16 protein-coding genes are annotated in these 16,944 nt (G+C 41.6%); 10 read left to right on the top strand and 6 right to left on the bottom strand.

Annotated elements, in window-relative coordinates:
* The first annotated feature begins 196 nt into the window (after positions 1-196).
* Entirely contained in the window at positions 197-1,573 is a 1,377-nt protein-coding gene (locus tag AHMF7605_RS08725) for a sigma-54-dependent transcriptional regulator (RefSeq protein WP_106928391.1), read from the top strand.
* The gene (locus AHMF7605_RS08720; protein WP_233218986.1) at positions 1,563-2,930 is read left to right on the top strand and encodes a sensor histidine kinase; all 1,368 of its coding nucleotides are present in this window, start codon (positions 1,563-1,565) and stop codon (positions 2,928-2,930) included. The genes AHMF7605_RS08725 and AHMF7605_RS08720 overlap by 11 nt, the downstream gene beginning before the upstream one ends.
* A 98-nt stretch (positions 2,931-3,028) precedes the next feature.
* Here the strand turns inward: AHMF7605_RS08720 and AHMF7605_RS08715 are convergent, their stop codons facing one another.
* Both AHMF7605_RS08715 and AHMF7605_RS30135 read right to left on the bottom strand, forming a co-directional pair.
* Positions 3,029-3,436: a response regulator gene (locus tag AHMF7605_RS08715; RefSeq protein ID WP_106928389.1), complete on the bottom strand. Its 408-nt coding sequence runs from the start codon at positions 3,434-3,436 to the stop codon at positions 3,029-3,031.
* A gap of 11 nt (positions 3,437-3,447) precedes the next feature.
* Complete coding sequence (locus AHMF7605_RS30135) at positions 3,448-4,794, bottom strand: sensor histidine kinase (RefSeq protein WP_199200215.1); 1,347 nt, start codon at positions 4,792-4,794, stop codon at positions 3,448-3,450.
* Between the two features lie 511 nt (positions 4,795-5,305).
* Between AHMF7605_RS30135 and AHMF7605_RS08705 the strand changes: the two genes are divergently transcribed.
* Entirely contained in the window at positions 5,306-6,055 is a 750-nt protein-coding gene (locus tag AHMF7605_RS08705) for a hypothetical protein (protein ID WP_199200214.1), read from the top strand.
* A gap of 33 nt (positions 6,056-6,088) precedes the next feature.
* On the opposite strand, the gene AHMF7605_RS08700 is transcribed toward AHMF7605_RS08705, so the two are convergent.
* Complete coding sequence (locus tag AHMF7605_RS08700; protein WP_199200213.1) at positions 6,089-6,943, bottom strand: alpha/beta hydrolase; 855 nt, start codon at positions 6,941-6,943, stop codon at positions 6,089-6,091.
* Positions 6,944-7,374: 431 nt separating this feature from the next.
* Positions 7,375-7,692: a thioredoxin gene (trxA, locus tag AHMF7605_RS08695; protein WP_106928385.1), complete on the bottom strand. Its 318-nt coding sequence runs from the start codon at positions 7,690-7,692 to the stop codon at positions 7,375-7,377.
* A gap of 170 nt (positions 7,693-7,862) precedes the next feature.
* Here trxA and AHMF7605_RS08690 point away from each other — a divergent pair, with 170 nt between their 5' ends.
* Together AHMF7605_RS08690 and AHMF7605_RS08680 are read left to right on the top strand one after the other, a co-directional pair.
* On the top strand, positions 7,863-8,414 hold the full coding sequence (locus AHMF7605_RS08690; RefSeq protein ID WP_106928383.1) for a phosphoglycerate mutase family protein: 552 nt from the start codon (positions 7,863-7,865) through the stop codon (positions 8,412-8,414).
* Positions 8,415-8,645: 231 nt separating this feature from the next.
* On the top strand, positions 8,646-9,527 hold the full coding sequence (locus tag AHMF7605_RS08680) for a hypothetical protein (RefSeq protein WP_106928378.1): 882 nt from the start codon (positions 8,646-8,648) through the stop codon (positions 9,525-9,527).
* Between the two features lie 181 nt (positions 9,528-9,708).
* Here the strand turns inward: AHMF7605_RS08680 and AHMF7605_RS08675 are convergent, their stop codons facing one another.
* Both AHMF7605_RS08675 and AHMF7605_RS08670 read right to left on the bottom strand, forming a co-directional pair.
* A complete protein-coding gene (locus AHMF7605_RS08675) occupies positions 9,709-10,389 on the bottom strand; it encodes an MCP four helix bundle domain-containing protein (protein WP_106928376.1) in 681 nt (226 codons plus the stop codon).
* A gap of 380 nt (positions 10,390-10,769) precedes the next feature.
* Complete coding sequence (locus AHMF7605_RS08670; RefSeq protein ID WP_106928374.1) at positions 10,770-11,201, bottom strand: EamA family transporter; 432 nt, start codon at positions 11,199-11,201, stop codon at positions 10,770-10,772.
* A 227-nt stretch (positions 11,202-11,428) separates the two neighbouring features.
* On the opposite strand from AHMF7605_RS08670, the gene AHMF7605_RS08665 reads away from it, so the two are divergent.
* From AHMF7605_RS08665 to AHMF7605_RS08645, 5 genes are all read left to right on the top strand, one after another.
* Positions 11,429-12,145 carry a DUF92 domain-containing protein gene (locus AHMF7605_RS08665; protein WP_106928372.1) on the top strand — a complete coding sequence of 239 codons (717 nt, stop codon included), beginning with the start codon at positions 11,429-11,431 and terminating at the stop codon, positions 12,143-12,145.
* A 375-nt stretch (positions 12,146-12,520) separates the two neighbouring features.
* Positions 12,521-13,567 carry an LLM class flavin-dependent oxidoreductase gene (locus tag AHMF7605_RS08660; protein WP_106928370.1) on the top strand — a complete coding sequence of 349 codons (1,047 nt, stop codon included), beginning with the start codon at positions 12,521-12,523 and terminating at the stop codon, positions 13,565-13,567.
* A 161-nt stretch (positions 13,568-13,728) separates the two neighbouring features.
* Positions 13,729-14,190 carry a RidA family protein gene (locus tag AHMF7605_RS08655; RefSeq protein ID WP_106928368.1) on the top strand — a complete coding sequence of 154 codons (462 nt, stop codon included), beginning with the start codon at positions 13,729-13,731 and terminating at the stop codon, positions 14,188-14,190.
* A gap of 123 nt (positions 14,191-14,313) precedes the next feature.
* The gene (locus AHMF7605_RS08650) at positions 14,314-15,435 is read left to right on the top strand and encodes a D-TA family PLP-dependent enzyme (protein WP_106928365.1); all 1,122 of its coding nucleotides are present in this window, start codon (positions 14,314-14,316) and stop codon (positions 15,433-15,435) included.
* Positions 15,436-15,841: 406 nt separating this feature from the next.
* A complete protein-coding gene (locus tag AHMF7605_RS08645) occupies positions 15,842-16,915 on the top strand; it encodes a dipeptidase (protein ID WP_106928363.1) in 1,074 nt (357 codons plus the stop codon).
* The last annotated feature ends 29 nt before the right edge of the window (positions 16,916-16,944 follow it).

Raw genomic sequence — 16,944 nt, 5'->3', positions numbered from 1 at the left:
CCTGAAATCGAACACTTGCTTGAATATTTTATTAAATTTGGACAGGAGGCAATAGGTAAGGCCTTGATAACGAGCAGAGTGATGGCTTTGTACCTATAATGGCATTTTAGTTGTGCATCCCAGGGGTAAGAGCAATAAGGTAAAAACCGTATCTTACAAATAATCAAATTTTAATTCTTTCCAGACGCGCCTGCATATGGCTAAAACCGACGCGAAAATTTTAATTGTGGATGACCAGGAAGATATCCTGACAGCGGGCCGGATTTTTTTAAAACAGCATTTTACCTACGTCCGCACGGAGTCTAATCCCAACCGGATACCGTACCTGATGCAAAATGAGCATTTTGACGTAATAATGCTCGACATGAATTATTCCATCGGCGCTACTTCCAGTCGGGAAGGTTTTGATTGGCTGAAAGAAATTCTGGAACGCGACCCCAATGCCGTAGTTATTTTAATTACCGCTTACGGCGACGTAGAAATTGCCGTTAAAGCCTTAAAAGAAGGAGCCACGGATTTCGTGCTAAAGCCCTGGCAAAACGAAAAACTGCTGGCTACTTTGCTTTCCGCCACGCAACTTAGTAAGTCTAAAACGCAGGTGCGCCACTTAATGGCGCGGCAGCAGCACATTACGCAAACCATTGAGAAAAACTACGGCGAGTTTATTGGGGTTTCCCCCGCCATGCAGAAGGTTTACCAAACCATTGAGAAAGTTGGACCCACCGATGCGAACGTTTTAATTTTAGGAGAAAATGGTACGGGTAAAGAATTAGCCGCGCGCGCTTTGCACCGGCAATCACCGCGAAGCGCCGAAGCTTTTATAAACGTGGATTTAGGAGCGGTAAGCGAAACTTTGTTCGAAAGTGAATTATTCGGGCATGCCAAGGGAGCTTACACCGATGCCAAAGAAGACCGCGCCGGCCGTTTTGAAACTGCTTCGGGCGGAACCCTTTTCCTCGACGAAATTGGGAATCTTACTTTGCCGCTGCAGGCAAAATTACTCACTGCTTTACAAAGTCGCCAGATTATTCGTTTAGGAACGAATAAACCTATTCCGATTAATATTCGGTTAGTGAGCGCTACTAACATGCCGCTGCACGAAATGGTAAGTCAAGGGCGTTTTCGGCAAGATTTGCTGTACCGGATTAATACCGTAGAAATTCATCTGCCACCCTTGCGGGAACGGAAAGAAGATATAAAATTATTAGCCGAACATTTTCTGAATAATTACCGGCGTAAGTATCAGAAACCGAATCTGGAACTGGAAACTGAAACGTTAAAAAAATTAGCCGAATACCATTGGCCCGGCAACATTCGCGAACTCGACCACGCCATTGAACGCGCCGTAATTATGAGCGATGAAAAAGCTTTGCGGGTTTCTGATTTTGGCTTTGCTCCGTCTCCTCACAAAAACGAAACAAACCTAGAGGCGGATTTAACGCTGGATGCGCTCGAAAAATTAATGGTGCAGAAAATGCTGGCCAAATATGCCGGTAACATTACCCACGCCGCCCGCGAACTAGGCATTACCCGCACCGCCCTTTACCGCCGAATTGAGAAGCATGGTCTATAATAATTTTCGCGTCCGCCTGCTGCTCAAAATACTCAAACTGGTATTAACCATTAGCCTTTTGGCTTTCGTCTTGATTTATCAGCATTGGTATGTATCGGCCTTTTGCTTGTTGCTGGTTATTATTGCCCAAGTTTATTTTCTGCTCGAGTACGTAGAGCAAACCAACCGGGAACTTACCCGATTTTTTTCGGCTATTCGGTACTCCGATTTTACGCAACGCTTTGCCCCGGAAGGTAAAAACACCACTTTTCAATCGTTGTACCACGAGTTTAACGAAGTAATAATAGCTTTTCAGCGGATTAAAGCCGAGAAAGAAGCCAATCATTTGTACCTCCAAACCATTGTGGAACACATGAGCATCGGCATTTTAGTTTTTGATGCCGAAGGAGAAGTCAAATTGTTTAATAAAGCAGCTAAAGAAATACTCCGGTTACCTTATTTAAAAAACATCCAGGCTTTAGAGCGCACCAGCCTGGAGTTGTTGACTACTCTATATAGTCTGGAAACTGGCGACAGTAAAATGGTGACCATTAACCGGGAAGAGGATTCTTTATCGCTGGCTTTGCGGGCCACGCAATTGCAATTACAAGGAGAGCAGTTAAAAATTATTTCGCTGCAAAACATTCGCTCGGAAATGGAAGAACAGGAACTAGAGGCCTGGCAGAAATTGATTCGGGTATTATCGCACGAAATTATGAATTCCATTACGCCGGTAGTTTCGCTGGCGTCGAGCATCCACGATTTGGTGGCGCAGGATTTAATTACTCAAACGGCTGGCGGTCAGGTGGCTATAGACGAAGACGTAATGGCGGATGTGCAAACCGGTTTACTAACCATTGAAAAACGGAGCGAAGGTTTACTGCACTTTGTGCACGATTACCGCAAATTGGCCCGGGTACCGAAACCCGTCTTGAAGTCAGTGAAACTAAAAACTTTATTTGAGCAAATCGATGCTTTAATGCGCACCGAAATGGGGTATCATAAAGTAAAATTTGCTTTGTACGTACCCAAAGATGATATGGAAATTTCCGCCGACGTTGAGTTGATTAGCCAAGTATTAATAAACCTGATTAAAAATGCCATGGAGGCCTGCGTGGGTTGCGAAAATCCGCAGGTAGAAGTATTTGCTTATTGCGACCCCATGGAAAATAACCGGGTGCGAATTGATGTAAAGGACAACGGACCGGGTATTCCGGATGATATTATTGACAAAATTTTTATTCCGTTTTACACTACCAAAAAAGAAGGTTCCGGCATTGGTTTAAGTTTATCGCGGCAAATTATGCGTTTGCACCGCGGCACTTTGCGGGTAAGCAGCCAGTCGGGCAAGCAAACGGTTTTCTCGTTGTTATTCTGATTTGTTTACGAGTAGTAAGACCCTTATTTCAACACAAGTAAAATACTTTTTAAAGCTTGTTAAGGAGCGCCTGGTTTTGTTATAGTTACTAGCTATGACTAGGCAGAAAAGTAGTGGTCAATAATTTCATGAAGCATTTCTACGGTTAAAGGTTTGCGCCGGAATTCAGCCACTTCGGCAATTTCTTTTGCTTTTTTTTCGTCGTCGTAATTTACCGATGCGGACAGGATAATAATGATGGGGGGATTATGATTATCGGACTCTATTTTTTTATACTCATCGATAAAGTCCCAGCCAGTCAGGCCGGGCAGATTCAAATCCAGAAAAATAAGTTCTGGTTTTTCCTGTTCTGCCCAGTCCGGGCTTTGTAAAAGGTCTAAAGCTTCTTGTACCGTTTCGGCCACCTGGATCGTTCGGGTTAATTGGGTTCTATTCAGCGTCCGTTTATGTAAAAAATTAGTTGTCGGATCATCATCAATTAACAAAACGTTTAATCTTCTACTCATAGTTATCGAATCTAAATAATAAGTATCTTAAAACGAAATATACTGCCTCCTTCCGGGTTGGCTTCCACCCAAATTTTACCCCGGTGTAATTCCGCAATTTTCCGGCAATGGGCCAGTCCGATACCCGTACCTTCGTAAGCAGTTCGGGAATGTAACCGGTGAAAAATAACAAATATCTTTTCCCGGAATCGTTCCTCAATCCCAATGCCGTTATCGGCTACCGAAAATACCCAGTAATTAGCCTCTTGTACGGCAGTTATTCTAATCTGCGGGGAAATATTTTTCTGACGAAATTTGATGGCATTACTAATGAGATTCTGAAACAATAATTTTAATTCTAATCCGTAGGCCTGTAGTTCAGGTAGGGAGCTACTCGTAATAGTGGCCTGGTTTTCCTGGATGTACGCCCTTAAATCGGTTAAACATTCGTGCAGAACCTTATTACAATCCACTTTCTCCAGCAATTTATCTTTTCCCAGCCGGGAGTATTCCAGTAAACCCGTTATTAAAGTGCGCATTCTTACCGCTGATTGCGCTATAAAGCCGAGGTAAACAGAGGTCATTTCGTTCAGTTCCCCTTTATTTTGTTGTTCCAGATTATCAACCACGGTGGTAATGGTACGCAAAGGCTCCTGGAGGTCGTGAGAAGTGATAAAGGCAAATTGTTCTAATTCTTGATTCTTGAGCTTTAAGGTTTCAATTAGGTGCTCCAGTTTTGTGCTTTCTTCCTTTAATTGCATCTGTAAGTGCGCTTCCTGGGTTATCGTCTTTTGTAAACCCTTCACCAGCATATCCAACAGCGCTACACAAACCACATTCAAACAAATAAGATTAGAAGAAACCGCTATCCAGGCTTCTGCATTATATAACTGCGTTAAAGACGAGTTTAGCAGCTTAAGATGAATAATGAGCGCAATAACCACGCAGATAACTATGTTAAGGCCAATACTTTTGTACGCAACGGCTACCGGAAAAATTAGAGCTGTAAAAATAGTGATGGTTAACAGATATAATAAGCCTGGCCCGAAAGAACCCAAAAAAAGAAGCAATATCACGGCCAACAGATAGAGCATGGCCATAGCTAAAACTTTCCGGAAAGCTAAACTTAAACGGGTATGAAAAGCAATCAGAACAAAAGAAAGAACGGTTACAATATCAACGAAAGCTAAAAATAATAAGCCTTCTTTTAACGACACCCATACGCCCGGGATTAAAGCCACTAAACTTACCGGTAAAAAAAATACAATGGCATTCGTAAAAACTTTATCGCGCCAATAAGCCAAATCTTCTATCTCTGGTTTATTCTTGCCTAGTAAATTTTTTTCCGTGAATTGCCTGTATTGCCGCCAATAACTCATTTAAATCTTATTTATAAAAATGCAAGCCTTTCGAATAGCGCTAAATTAATAGTAAAATATTGTAGAAAAGTTTCCATTAAATTTAATTAATTTATCCGGTAGAAACAGGTAGTAGCGGTGAGCTTAAATACAGTGAATCCACCTGTAAGCAAAGTCCGGAAGATGAATGAAGTGTTTTGCTCAAGCTATTCAGACTGGATGCTGCCATTTTAACATCTCGTTGTTTCGAAAGGTTAGTATCCTAATAGTTGAGATAGTTAAACCAAAGTAAATATTACAACTTAAAGCAGTACCATTTATTTATGGATTTAAAGCCATAAAATTAGCAAGTTCTTAGCTGGTACTATCAAAATCAAGTGTTCGAAATCAGGCACTTATTGTTCGATATGGAATACTCCTTTTAACTTCTTTTTAACTGGAACGGCAATTACAGCAGTTAAAGCAACATTTAAACAAGTGGTATCTTTATTGGAATTTGGTTGAATGCAATAAACGAAAACAACTAAATTTTATGGAAAATCTTTCAGGAATAAACGAAAATAGGAAATATAATGAAAGCAGGTTTTGGTTTCCTGGTCGTTGGGTAGGAGGAATAACCTTAATTATTAGCCCTTTATTTTTGCTTACGGGAGTGCTGCTTCGGATTCCGTATCATTTCTTTTTTCCGCAGCAATTAGCGGCGTATAAAGAACATCCTACCTTAATTTTTTCTTCGTATAGTTTTTTTCTGGCGGGTAATATCTTGTTAAGCTTAGCTGTTTTAACGCTCGTTCAGTTAATTGGTCTTAGAAAACCTAACTGGGCGATTGGCGGAGGTATTATGGTAGTACTGGGGCTTTTTGCCCGGGCTTTTCACGCGGGAGTGGATCATTTAGCTTTTCAATTAGTGCAAATTTATAATCTGGAAGAAGCCACGAAAACAATAGCCAGTTCTTATGGCGCTTACCATATTGTTTCCGGACTCTCGCCTTTTATTCTTTTGGGGTGGATTGTACTGGCTATTGGAGCTTATATTTCGGGAGTGTTGCGCTTAGTGCCAGCATTAGCTTTGAGTTTAATGACCATATTAATGATTGGGGTTTTAAAAGGCAGTTCCTTTACTTCGGTTATTGCCACTACGGGACTTGTCGTAGCCCTCGTGCCATTAGGAATAAAGATTATTTCCGAGGGGCCTAAACCCGTTTTTAAAGCAATAATTAAATGGACTTTTCTGCTGCTGGCTTTAATTTTGGTGCTCTACTTTTTAGGTCAAGCTGGCTAATTTTATTTTGCCAATACTTTCTATCAAAAATGATTATTCCGGCTTCTTGACTTGAGTACTGCCCGCGGGGAGTAAAAAATTATTATCCGAAAGCCAATCGGCAAGGCGTTGCGGCCAGGTAGCAACCGAGTTTAACTTCGACCGCTGGCCCATGTTAAAACCATGACTACCTTGCGCTAAAATGTGCGCTTCCACGGGGACTTTAGCGGCGCGATATTTCTGCAACAGTTCAACTGTAGAACCACCGCAGCACGGATCATTGTTCGCCGCTAATAAAAAAGCCGGTGGTGCATCGGTCGGGATTGTTGCCGGTATATAACCCGGACCAGGATAGATTAATACCAGAAAATTGGGTTTACTATTCAAGCGATCAATCGGGTCGGAAGCTTTTGGGTCGCCGGTTCCTGGTCCGTAGGCCACCATATTGGCCACTTCACCACCCGCCGAAAATCCCATTAGTCCAATGCGTTTTGAATCTATGTCCCACTCAGTGGCATGGCTGCGAACCAAACGCATGGCGCGCTCGGCATCTTGGCGGGGATGTTTTTCGACGTTATAAGGTGAATTTTCTTCCCGGCCTAAGCGGTATTTAAGCACAATAGCCGCTACTCCCAAATTATTTAAAAATGCCGCCGGTTCTACTCCTTCCGCATTGTAAACCAGCTCCCGATGACCGCCACCCGGACAAATAATTACCGCCGCTCCGGTAGCTTTTTCTTTCGGCGGCAAAAAAACGGTGATAGATGGATTATGTATATTTTTCACCCACCAATCTTTGGCTTGTTCCGGCTCATTGCGGCGACTTTCAAAACCAGGGGCTCCTTTCGGCCACAAAGAGATTTTACTTCCTTTTTCCTGTGCTTTGCTGGGAAGCGTTGAAAAAATCAATAGCAATGGAATTATTAAAATCTTTGCGAAAGAATATCTCTGGAACATACGCTTGAAGTTATTGGCGGGAATAAGATAAAGGAAATTTAAGAATAAGTTGGGCAAACAAAGAGCATAAGTAAAAATATTTGATAACTCTGGTTGGATGAAAATATAAGCAGCGGGTAAGAGCGCTTCACTACCTTATGAACTATAATGAGGCATTACTAATCCATTCTGACCAAAGTAAAGGACAGATGCTAAAAAACGTAAAATAATATTTATCACTAAAGTTCCTGCATTTTTGTTAATGGAAATAGTCAGTGTTCAGTAAATAATGCTTTGAGCTAATCGTGTAACCGGTTAGAGCTACTGTAAAATAAAAATTTTTATTTCTGGCATAAGTAAGTTATAGAATAGAAATAGCGCTTATTTTTAAATTTTTGAATACCTTACACTACGTTGGCCACTTGCTGCCCAATAATCTGGTTAAGCTGGTGCGCCGGCACTACTCCCGATTGACGCCAGAGAATTCGGCCCTGGTGAAATAAAATCAGGGTGGGAATACCTTGGATTCTGTATTGCTGTGATACGGCCTGGTTATTATCTACATTAATTTTAATTACTTTTAATTTGCCGGCGTGAGTTTTGGCCACTTGTTCAATTACGGGAGCCATGGTTTTACAGGGGCCGCACCAGTCGGCGTAAAAATCTACTAAAACCGGCATGCCCGGGGCGCTAATTAGTTCTTGAAACGATTTTTTAGCCATAGGTTTAAATGGTTAAAATTTGAAATACATGATTTATTATTGCTTCCTGATTTAGTTTCTCTTACTGATTTTATAGTTATTTGGTTAAGGACGCAAGCTTTTCTATTCAGGCGGGTAATTAAAAAAATGATTCCTAATAAAGGTAAATTCAATCCGTAATCTTTATCCCTATGAAAACAATTGCCTTCACCTTTGCCGTTTTAATAAGTCTGCTTAGCTTTTACCTTTTTTCTCAAGCTGAAACAATTAACCCGGTTCAAGCAAGCAAATCTAAAACTACGGTGATATACCTGGTACGGCATGCCGAAAAAAACACGGCCAATCCCGAAGATAAAGACCCCGATTTAACCCCCGCCGGTTACGCGCGGGCCCAGGCTTTACAACGTTATTTGCAGAACATTCCGGTAGATGCATTTTTAGCCTCGCCTTACAAACGCACCCGACTTACCCTGGAACCGACGGCGGCAGGTCACGAAATAGTTACGTACCAAGCCCACGGTTATAAAGCTTTGCAACAAATGATAACGCAAAAATACGCCGGTAAAACTGTTGTAGTAGCCGGGCATAGTAATACTTTGCTGGATATAATTGAAACTTTTGGAGCACCTAAACCGGTACCTGCCATTGCCGATTCGAAGTACGATTATATTTTTAAGCTAACGCTCCGACCCGGCAAAAAAGCAAAAGTAGAAACAGCTACCTACGGCACTCCTACCATTTAATCAATTAAATCTAAGATTTAAAAATAGCTGCCATTAATCTTTCAGAAATGAGCGATAGGCTGAAATTTATGGTTCCCGGGAAAACATTTCCGGTTAAGGAAGAAATACTTGCCCGAAATTGCCGTTAAGAATGAAATTTTAACCCGGTTGCTAAAATAAAAGAGGTAGTCAACTGATAAGTTTAATACCAGACGTACCTGAATAATTGGAATAATCAGTAAAAATAAAACGATGCGAAAGAATTTAAACAAGCTTACCCTCTCCTTTCTGGCCTTGCTTTTTTTCGTGAGTGCTTGTAAAGATAATAACGACGATCCTTCGCCGGGAGGTGGCAACAACAAGGATTGCCTCGTAACTGAAATGAAGCTAGAGGACGAGACGATCAGTTTTGTTTATACCAGTAATTTATTAACGCAAATAAAGACCATTAGTATCAATGCGGCCGATAACGAAAATTATAATTTAGAATACAACGCTAATCAGCAAGTTACTAAAACCCAGGTATTGAATTCAGATAACAGCTCGGATTTATATATAACGTATGAGTACAATACCGATGGACTGGTAAGTAAGACGAATTACTTCTACAAGGATGCAAATGGTACTACCTTCGAAAATGAGGTTTCCATTACGTCTGAATACACCAATAAAGTTTTAACCAGATCAACTACCCTGGCTAATTTAAATTATATGGGTATCGATGCCGTTGCCCCGGTTGATTATACCGATTACACGGTTGCTGCCGGTAATATTACCAAAACAACGCATTATACCCTAGATGAAAATTGGTTGGCAGGATTAGATTCGAATAATTTGCCGCCTCAATCCGAATTTATGAAACACATGGAACTTTGGTCTACTACCGAGTACCAGTACGATGATAAAAAGAACCCGCTGAAAGCGTTAAGTTTTATAAATTTTGTGATAGAGGATGTTTCTACTCTTTCGGCAAATAATATTACTACTAAGGTGGAGAAAGAAAAGTCAGGTACCACAACCAATACTACCACAATTGTTTACGAATACAACACCGAAGGCTATCCGACTAAACAAACCGCCACCGAAACAAATAGTACGCCTGAAACAACTACTCTTAGCTATGATTGCCAATAACTTTTAAATCGATTTCTTAGGTCTTAAAACTAGATTTCTATTTTTTAACGGAGAGAGTTATTTTGTGTTATTATATTTTAAGGCACAAAATAACTCTCTTTGTTTTATTTAGAGTAATAAATAAGTTGGTAATTATTTAAGTTAAACTGCTAAATTTTCAAAAATTTAAATCAAGGTTGTTTTAATTCAGTCTAAAGTTTTTTAAATTTTTTGGAATGAGTGGGTTAGAATCCATTAGCAAGGCTTGTTGGATAACCAAAGTAATAATAAGAACGATAGCGATTTGCAGATTACTTAAAATACGGGCACTACCGTTTGCCGCTTCGGAACTGTTAACTAGTTCTTCCCCCACTTTTACCTGGATATCGCTGAGTGCTACCAACTTCTGATGGATTTGCGTAAATACTCCGGCAATTTCCTTTTCTGAGGCTGGAGCAGAAGTAGCTAAATCAGTATGAGTTAAAAGCTTTTTCTCTAAGGTATTATACCGGTTCATGTTTTCTTTAAACTCCTGAAAGGTTTTGTTTTCCTCATCTACTAAATAGGTGGTTTCAAACTTTTGAATTAAAGAATGAATCTGGGAAGTATAAATAGCCAGTTGTTGTTCAGTAGGTAAGGTGTTTTCGGGGGAAGGCTGCTCTAAATATTTTTCCAGGATGAGCCGTTTATTATACATTAAATCGTTGAGGTGAAAAAGCTCGGAAGCCGGAATCAAGCGGTCTTTATAAATAGAGGAAACCGAAGTATTCATATCCTTGATCAAACTCTTCTCTATAAAACTGCTGCCTAATATAATAGCCACCACTACCAGTAAAAGTAGCGCTGGTTTTGCTTTTCGATGAATTCTATATAAGTATTGCATATTTACCTATCTACATCTTAGTAATAACACTATAATATACTAAAAATTTTTGATAGTTCCAGTCTAGGTGGCAATAAACTAGAGACACGAGTGCTTAACCTTAGGTTCTTGGTTGAATGTAGCAACTTCAAGAAATAGACTTTATTCCCTGGTTTAAAGTAGTTGCACATTCTTTTTAAGAATTTTATAAGTGTTTACCCTGCTGTTAGAAGAAAATAACTTTTGCAGAAATAATAAAGTAGAGAAAGGTACAATAGTGATTGAAAAGTAAACTAACCGGAAGGTTAATTCACAAAACAAGAATCAAAAAGGCGTTGTTATTTGATTAGTGGCTGTCAATAATTATTTCGTCTTGTTAGATCAAAAAAAAAAGGCAATGATTATTTAGATGAATAACCGGAAACGGCAATTATAATAGCTCCGATTGCCATGAGCACGGCTCCTAAAACTACCGGCCATTCTATTTTTTCCTTTAAAAAAATAACCGCGAAAATAATAGCGAATACCAGCGATAATCTTTCGAGCGGCGATACGCGAGAGGCATCGCCCATTTTAAGCGCATAAAAAGCCAGCAACGACGAAACGCAGGTTAAAAAGCCAGCCAGACCCAAAAATATCCAAGTGCGCCGCTCAATCTGCCCCACGTCTGAAACATTGCCTTGCCAGGTTACTACTCCCCACGAAACTAATAAAATAACGATAGCCTGGATAGCAAAAACCAAGTTAGAATCCACATCTTTAATGGCGGCTTTAGATAAAGTTACCACAATGGCAGAAGTAAGGGCGGCTAATAAAGCAAAGAGAATCCACATAGGGAAGTTTTTAAATTTTTAAAGGTCAGGTAAGTAATTACGTTTAGTAGTTACCCTAAAGGTTTCTTATTAAAAAGTACAGGAGTTTCTAATAACGGCCAGAAAGGTGGTAAGTTGTATTTTTGCAAGTTGAGTAAAATAATAGGGTAATTTAACGCCGACCAGTTGCTTAAAGCAAAAAGGTTCTTGGGGTATTATTCATTGCAACTGTAAAGCTGATTAAAAAGATGGGTATTCATTTTTGGTTTGTTCTGCTCTTACTTGGGCTGGGTATGTTTATGAGCGTAGCGGCTGGTAAGTTAACGGTTACGGGTGCTATTACCGGCGGCTTGCTAGGGATGGCGATTTACCTGGGAGCAGGATATACCGGAATGGTTTTACTCGGCTTGTTTTTTATTTTAGGAACTGCGGCCACTTCCTGGAAACTTCAATACAAACAAGACTTAGGTCTGGCCGAAATAAATAAAGGTCGGCGCACGGCTAGTCAGGCCTTTGCTAACGCGGGAATAGCGGCTATTCTGGGCCTTTTAGCGTATTTTTTTCCAGTTAAAGCAGATTTATTCCGGGTAATGCTGGCCGCTAGTTTTGCTTCGGCCACTTCCGATACGCTCTCTTCCGAATTAGGTATTGTGTACGGGCGCCAGTTTTATCATGTTCTTACCTTCCGGAAAGGTACTCGCGGTTTAAACGGGGTAATTAGTCTGGAAGGAACAGCTTTTGGCTTTATTGGGAGTGGATTAATCGGCTTTGTATTCGGCCTGGGTTTTGGGTGGAGCTGGGCCATAGGAGTGATAATTATAGCTGGTGTTCTCGGAAACTTATTCGATTCTATTTTAGGCGCCGCTTTGGAGAACCCAGGATATTTATCGAACGATGCAGTTAATTTGCTGAATACTTTATTTGCCGCGTTATCAGCCGGGGTACTTTACCTGGTAATTAATTAAATATTCGTCTATTTACTTTCTCCTTTATTCATCTAGAAAACAATTCTGCAAGGTCCTGTCTTTTCCTTGTTTCGGGAGAGTTAAACTTTACGCTCCTTCTTTTGTTTTGCATAAGTTATAATTTATTCGTTGAGATAAGTTTCAGGCTTAAGATTTTGTGAACCCTGGATTTTTCTAGTTTTCGCGTGATTAGGGAGATTGATAGCATAACCAACCTTCTAAAACCTGTTACTTACTAAACAAATAAACGTATAAGCATTTTTAAGTCCTACACTTAGCTGCTAACTAATAATCTTCAGAAAATTAAATATCAAAAAGGGAGAGGCCTAAATAGCGGTTGGAGGAGAAAAGTCATTCATCATTTAATGCCCTAACATGAATACGATACAGCCTAGAAAGCTATCTGATATACCTATTTCCGTTTTGGATTTAGTACCCGTTTTAGCCGGAAAAACTCCCGCCGATTCTTTTCATAACAGCTTAAATTTAGCCCAACAAGCCGAACGCCTGGGTTATAAACGTTACTGGATGGCCGAACACCACAATATGGTAGGAATTGCCAGTTCTGCTACGGCCGTATTAATTGGTTATATTGCCGGCGGTACGTCTACTATCCGGGTAGGTTCTGGGGGAATTATGCTGCCTAATCACGCGCCCCTAGTCATTGCCGAGCAGTTTGGAACTTTGGCCTCGCTTTACCCCGACCGGATTGACCTGGGATTGGGCCGGGCTCCCGGTTCCGACCAATTAACGGCCATGGCGCTCCGGCGGAGCTTGCAAGGTTCAGTAAACGATTTTCCGGAAAACGTAGAAGAACTGCTGACTTATTTCTCGATTGAAAATTCTACTTCCCCGGTGCGCGCCATACCCGGCGAAGGATTGAATATACCCATCTGGATTTTAGGCTCGAGTACTTTCGGGGCCCAACTAGCGGGTATTTTAGGGTTACCTTATGCATTTGCCAGCCATTTTGCTCCTACCTATTTGCACGCCGCTTTACAAGTATACCGCGAAAGTTTCCGGCCTTCCGAATCGCTTAAAGAACCTTACGTAATGGTAGCCGCAAACGCCATAGTAGCCGATACCGAAGACGAAGCCCATCTCTTAGCTACCAGTTTGTACGCTTCGTTTTTAAACGTTATCCGGGGAAAATCGCAGCCCTTGCAGCCACCGGTAGAAAACCTGGAAGATTCCTGGAACGATTCGGAAGAATATTCCGTCTACCATATGCTTCGCTATACATTTATTGGCAATCCGCAGCAGGTAAAAGAAAATTTACAGGCTTTTTTGGATAGCACCCAAGCCAATGAGCTTATACTTTCCTCGCCTATTTACGACCACGCAGCCCGGGTTCGCTCGTACCAGTTAATCTCTGAAATGCAGCGTACCGCCGAAACGGTAAAGTATGAATCAGCCATATAAAAGTTAACGGTCTTTAGCATAACTGAGAACTTTTATTTCAACCCGGCAGTCCGAAAAGCATTTTTTCAGATGGCCGGGTTTTATTTTATTAAAGATTAACTTTCGTAAAAAAGCCGAACAACGTTACCAACTTCTATATTTGCAAAAACAACATTCCGGCTATGACACCAGAAGCGCACTTTGAAAAATTAGGTTTAGAGTTACCGCCTGCTCCTACACCTTTGGGAGTTTACAAACCCTTATTGTTAGATGGCAAATATTGTTACGTATCAGGGCACGGCACCGTAAAATCCGACGGCTCCCTTATCATTGGCCGTATTGGCCAGGATATGACACCCGAAGACGGCAAAATAGCGGCCCGCCAAGTAGGGTTAGCCATTTTAGCCACCTTAAAAGCTAATTTAGGCAGCTTAAACCGCGTAAAAAGAGTGATTAAAGTATTTGGTATGGTAAATTGTGTACCAACTTTTGAAAAGCATCCCTTTATCATTAATGGCTGCAGCGAATTATTTGCTCAGATTTGGGGAGAAGAAAACGGCATTGGCGTAAGAAGCGCCGTAGGTATGGGTTCGCTGCCCGATAATATTCCGGTAGAAATCGAAGCTTTGTTTGAGCTGATATAATGAATAAATTTATATCCTAACTCATTTAAGTTGATTTCTCCCCTTAAAAGATAAAATCAAAAACAGCCTATCTTATTTACAAACAACCAGCAACAAATAACTAACAACTAGTAGGTACAAAGTATGATTGAAACCGATGCTCTTGCCTGGTATACGATCACCAATATAGATACCATTGATACACCGGCGCTGATTGTTTATCCGGAGCGAGTAAAACAAAATATTCAGTTGCTTACCTCTATGGTATCGGGGTTAGAATGGTTGCGGCCGCACGTAAAAACGCACAAAATGGCCGAAGTAACCAATCTTTTGTTGGAGGCCGGTATTACTAAATTTAAATGTGCCACCATTGCGGAGGCCGAAATGCTGGCTCAGGCGGGAGCGCCCGACGTGCTTTTAGCGTATCAACCGGTTGGTCCTAAGATAAATCGATTATTGCAATTAGTACAAAAGTACCCGAATACGACTTTTTCCTGTTTAGTAGATAATTTACCCGTAGCACAAAGCATTGCCGCTCTATTTGCCCCGGCAAATTTAACCTTACCTATTTTTTTAGATTTAAACGTAGGCATGAACCGGACGGGCATTGTGCCTGGTCCGGAAGCCTTGGAGCTATACCAGACTTGTTACCGCTTAAACGGAATACAACCAATTGGTTTACACGCCTACGATGGCCATTTGCGTGACCCGGATATAAATTTACGAAAAATTGCCTGTGATGCCGCCTTTGAACCGGTAGCTGCTATGGCCGCCGAAATAATGGCTAAGGGTTATGTAAAACCTATTATTGTAGCGGGTGGTTCGCCTACTTTCCCCCTTCATGCTCAGCGACCCGGAGTGGAGTGTAGCCCTGGTACTTTTATCTTTTGGGATTATGGGTACAGCACCACTTTGTCTGAGCAGTCTTTTCAGTTTGCGGCTTTAGTAGCAACCCGTGTTATTTCTAAAATGGATGCCGAAACGCTTTGTCTCGATTTAGGCCATAAAGCCATTGCCGCCGAAAGTCCTTTACCCCGCGTAATATTTCTGAATGCCCCTGATGCGCAACCCATTTCGCAAAGCGAAGAACATTTGGTTGTGAAAGTAACCTTTGGTAATACGTACCAGGTAGGAGATGTTTTTTACGGTATCCCCATCCATATATGCCCTACGTGTGCCCTTTACGATAAAGCCTACGTAGCCGAAGATAATACCATTAAAACCCAATGGGCCGTAGTTTCCCGTAACCGGTTTATTACTGTCTGAGCCTCGTAAGTTGTATGTTTTAAGTTGTAAGATATACGTTTTAAGCTTACGCTTGGGTAAGACAATTCCTCTTTCGGTTAGTAATTAGGTACAAACAGTAGCTATAAACTTACGCTCATGTTATTTCTGAAATATGTAGATAAACTTTAGTATAATTAAATTCCATCTATAGCGAAAGACCGGAGCCAAGAATAAACGACATCAGTTTGGCGGTGGAGGGCCTTCGAAGATTCCGGTGCTTTAGCATTCCGAGGAACGGAAGCTCAGACCGGCCCGGAAGAGCCAAATGAGGCCCGTCGGCCATGAGGCAACCAGGTTACTGATCAAACCGCATCAGCGCCGCAGTATGGAGACTTGAAAAGACTTCAAGTAATACCAGAAAACAGAAGAAATTAAAAATATTAAAATGCTTACTATAGATGCCCACCTCGACCTTGCCATGAATGCCCTGGAGTGGAACCGGGATTTACGTCAACCCGTTCACAACCTCCGCGAACGCGAAAAGCATAAAACGGATTTGCCGGACCGGGGAAAAGGAATCGTTGCGTTTCCGGAACTTCGACGGGGGAATGTGGGATTAGTAGTAGCTACGCAAATTGCCCGATACGTTGCTCCAAGTAATCCCTTACCGGGTTGGCATTCGCCGGAACAAGCTTGGGCCCAAACGCAGGGCCAATTAGCCTGGTACCGCAGCATGGAAGAAGTGGGAGAGTTGACGGCTATTACCGATAAAGCTTCTTTGGAAAATCATTTACAACGCTGGACAGCCCCAGAAGCAAACTCAGAAAATCTACCCATCGGATATATTTTAAGTTTGGAAGGCGCCGATTCACTCGTTACCATTGGGCATCTGGAAAGAGCCTGGCAAAATGGATTAAGAGCCGTTGGGCCGGCGCACTACGGTCCGGGCCGATACGCCAACGGCACTGATGCGACGGGTAATTTAAATTCTCAAGGCAAAGAACTGCTGCGCGAAATGGAACGACTCAACATTATTTTAGATGCTACTCATTTATGCGATGATGCCTTCTGGGATGCCTTAGATTGTTTTCACGGGCCGGTGTGGGCCAGCCATAATAATTGCCGGAGTTTGGTAAACCACAACCGGCAGTTCAGCGATGAACAATTAAAAGAACTAATTAAACGGGGAGCGGTTATTGGCGGGGCTTTCGATGCCTGGATGCTGGTACCCAACTGGAAACGGGGCGAATCTACTCCTCAAGAAATGAATTGTTCGCTGGAAACCGTAATCGATCACTTAGATCATATTTGCCAATTGGCCGGTAATACCCGGCACATCGGCATTGGTTCCGACTTAGATGGCGCTTTTGGCCAAGAACAAAGTCCTTTTGATTTAGAAACCATTGCCGATTTACAAAAGATCCCCGATTTATTATCTCACCGGGGCTACTCCGAAGAAGATATTCAGAACGTAATGCAGGGCAATTGGGTACGTTTCCTAAGGAATGCTTGGAGCTAGTTTCTTAATGTTTTTGATTCATGCACCCT

The sequence above is a fragment of the Adhaeribacter arboris genome (genome assembly GCF_003023845.1).
GTDB lineage: Bacteria > Bacteroidota > Bacteroidia > Cytophagales > Hymenobacteraceae > Adhaeribacter > Adhaeribacter arboris.
Note: the sequence above shows the minus strand (reverse complement) of the source record. Positions and strands in the feature narration are given on the sequence as shown.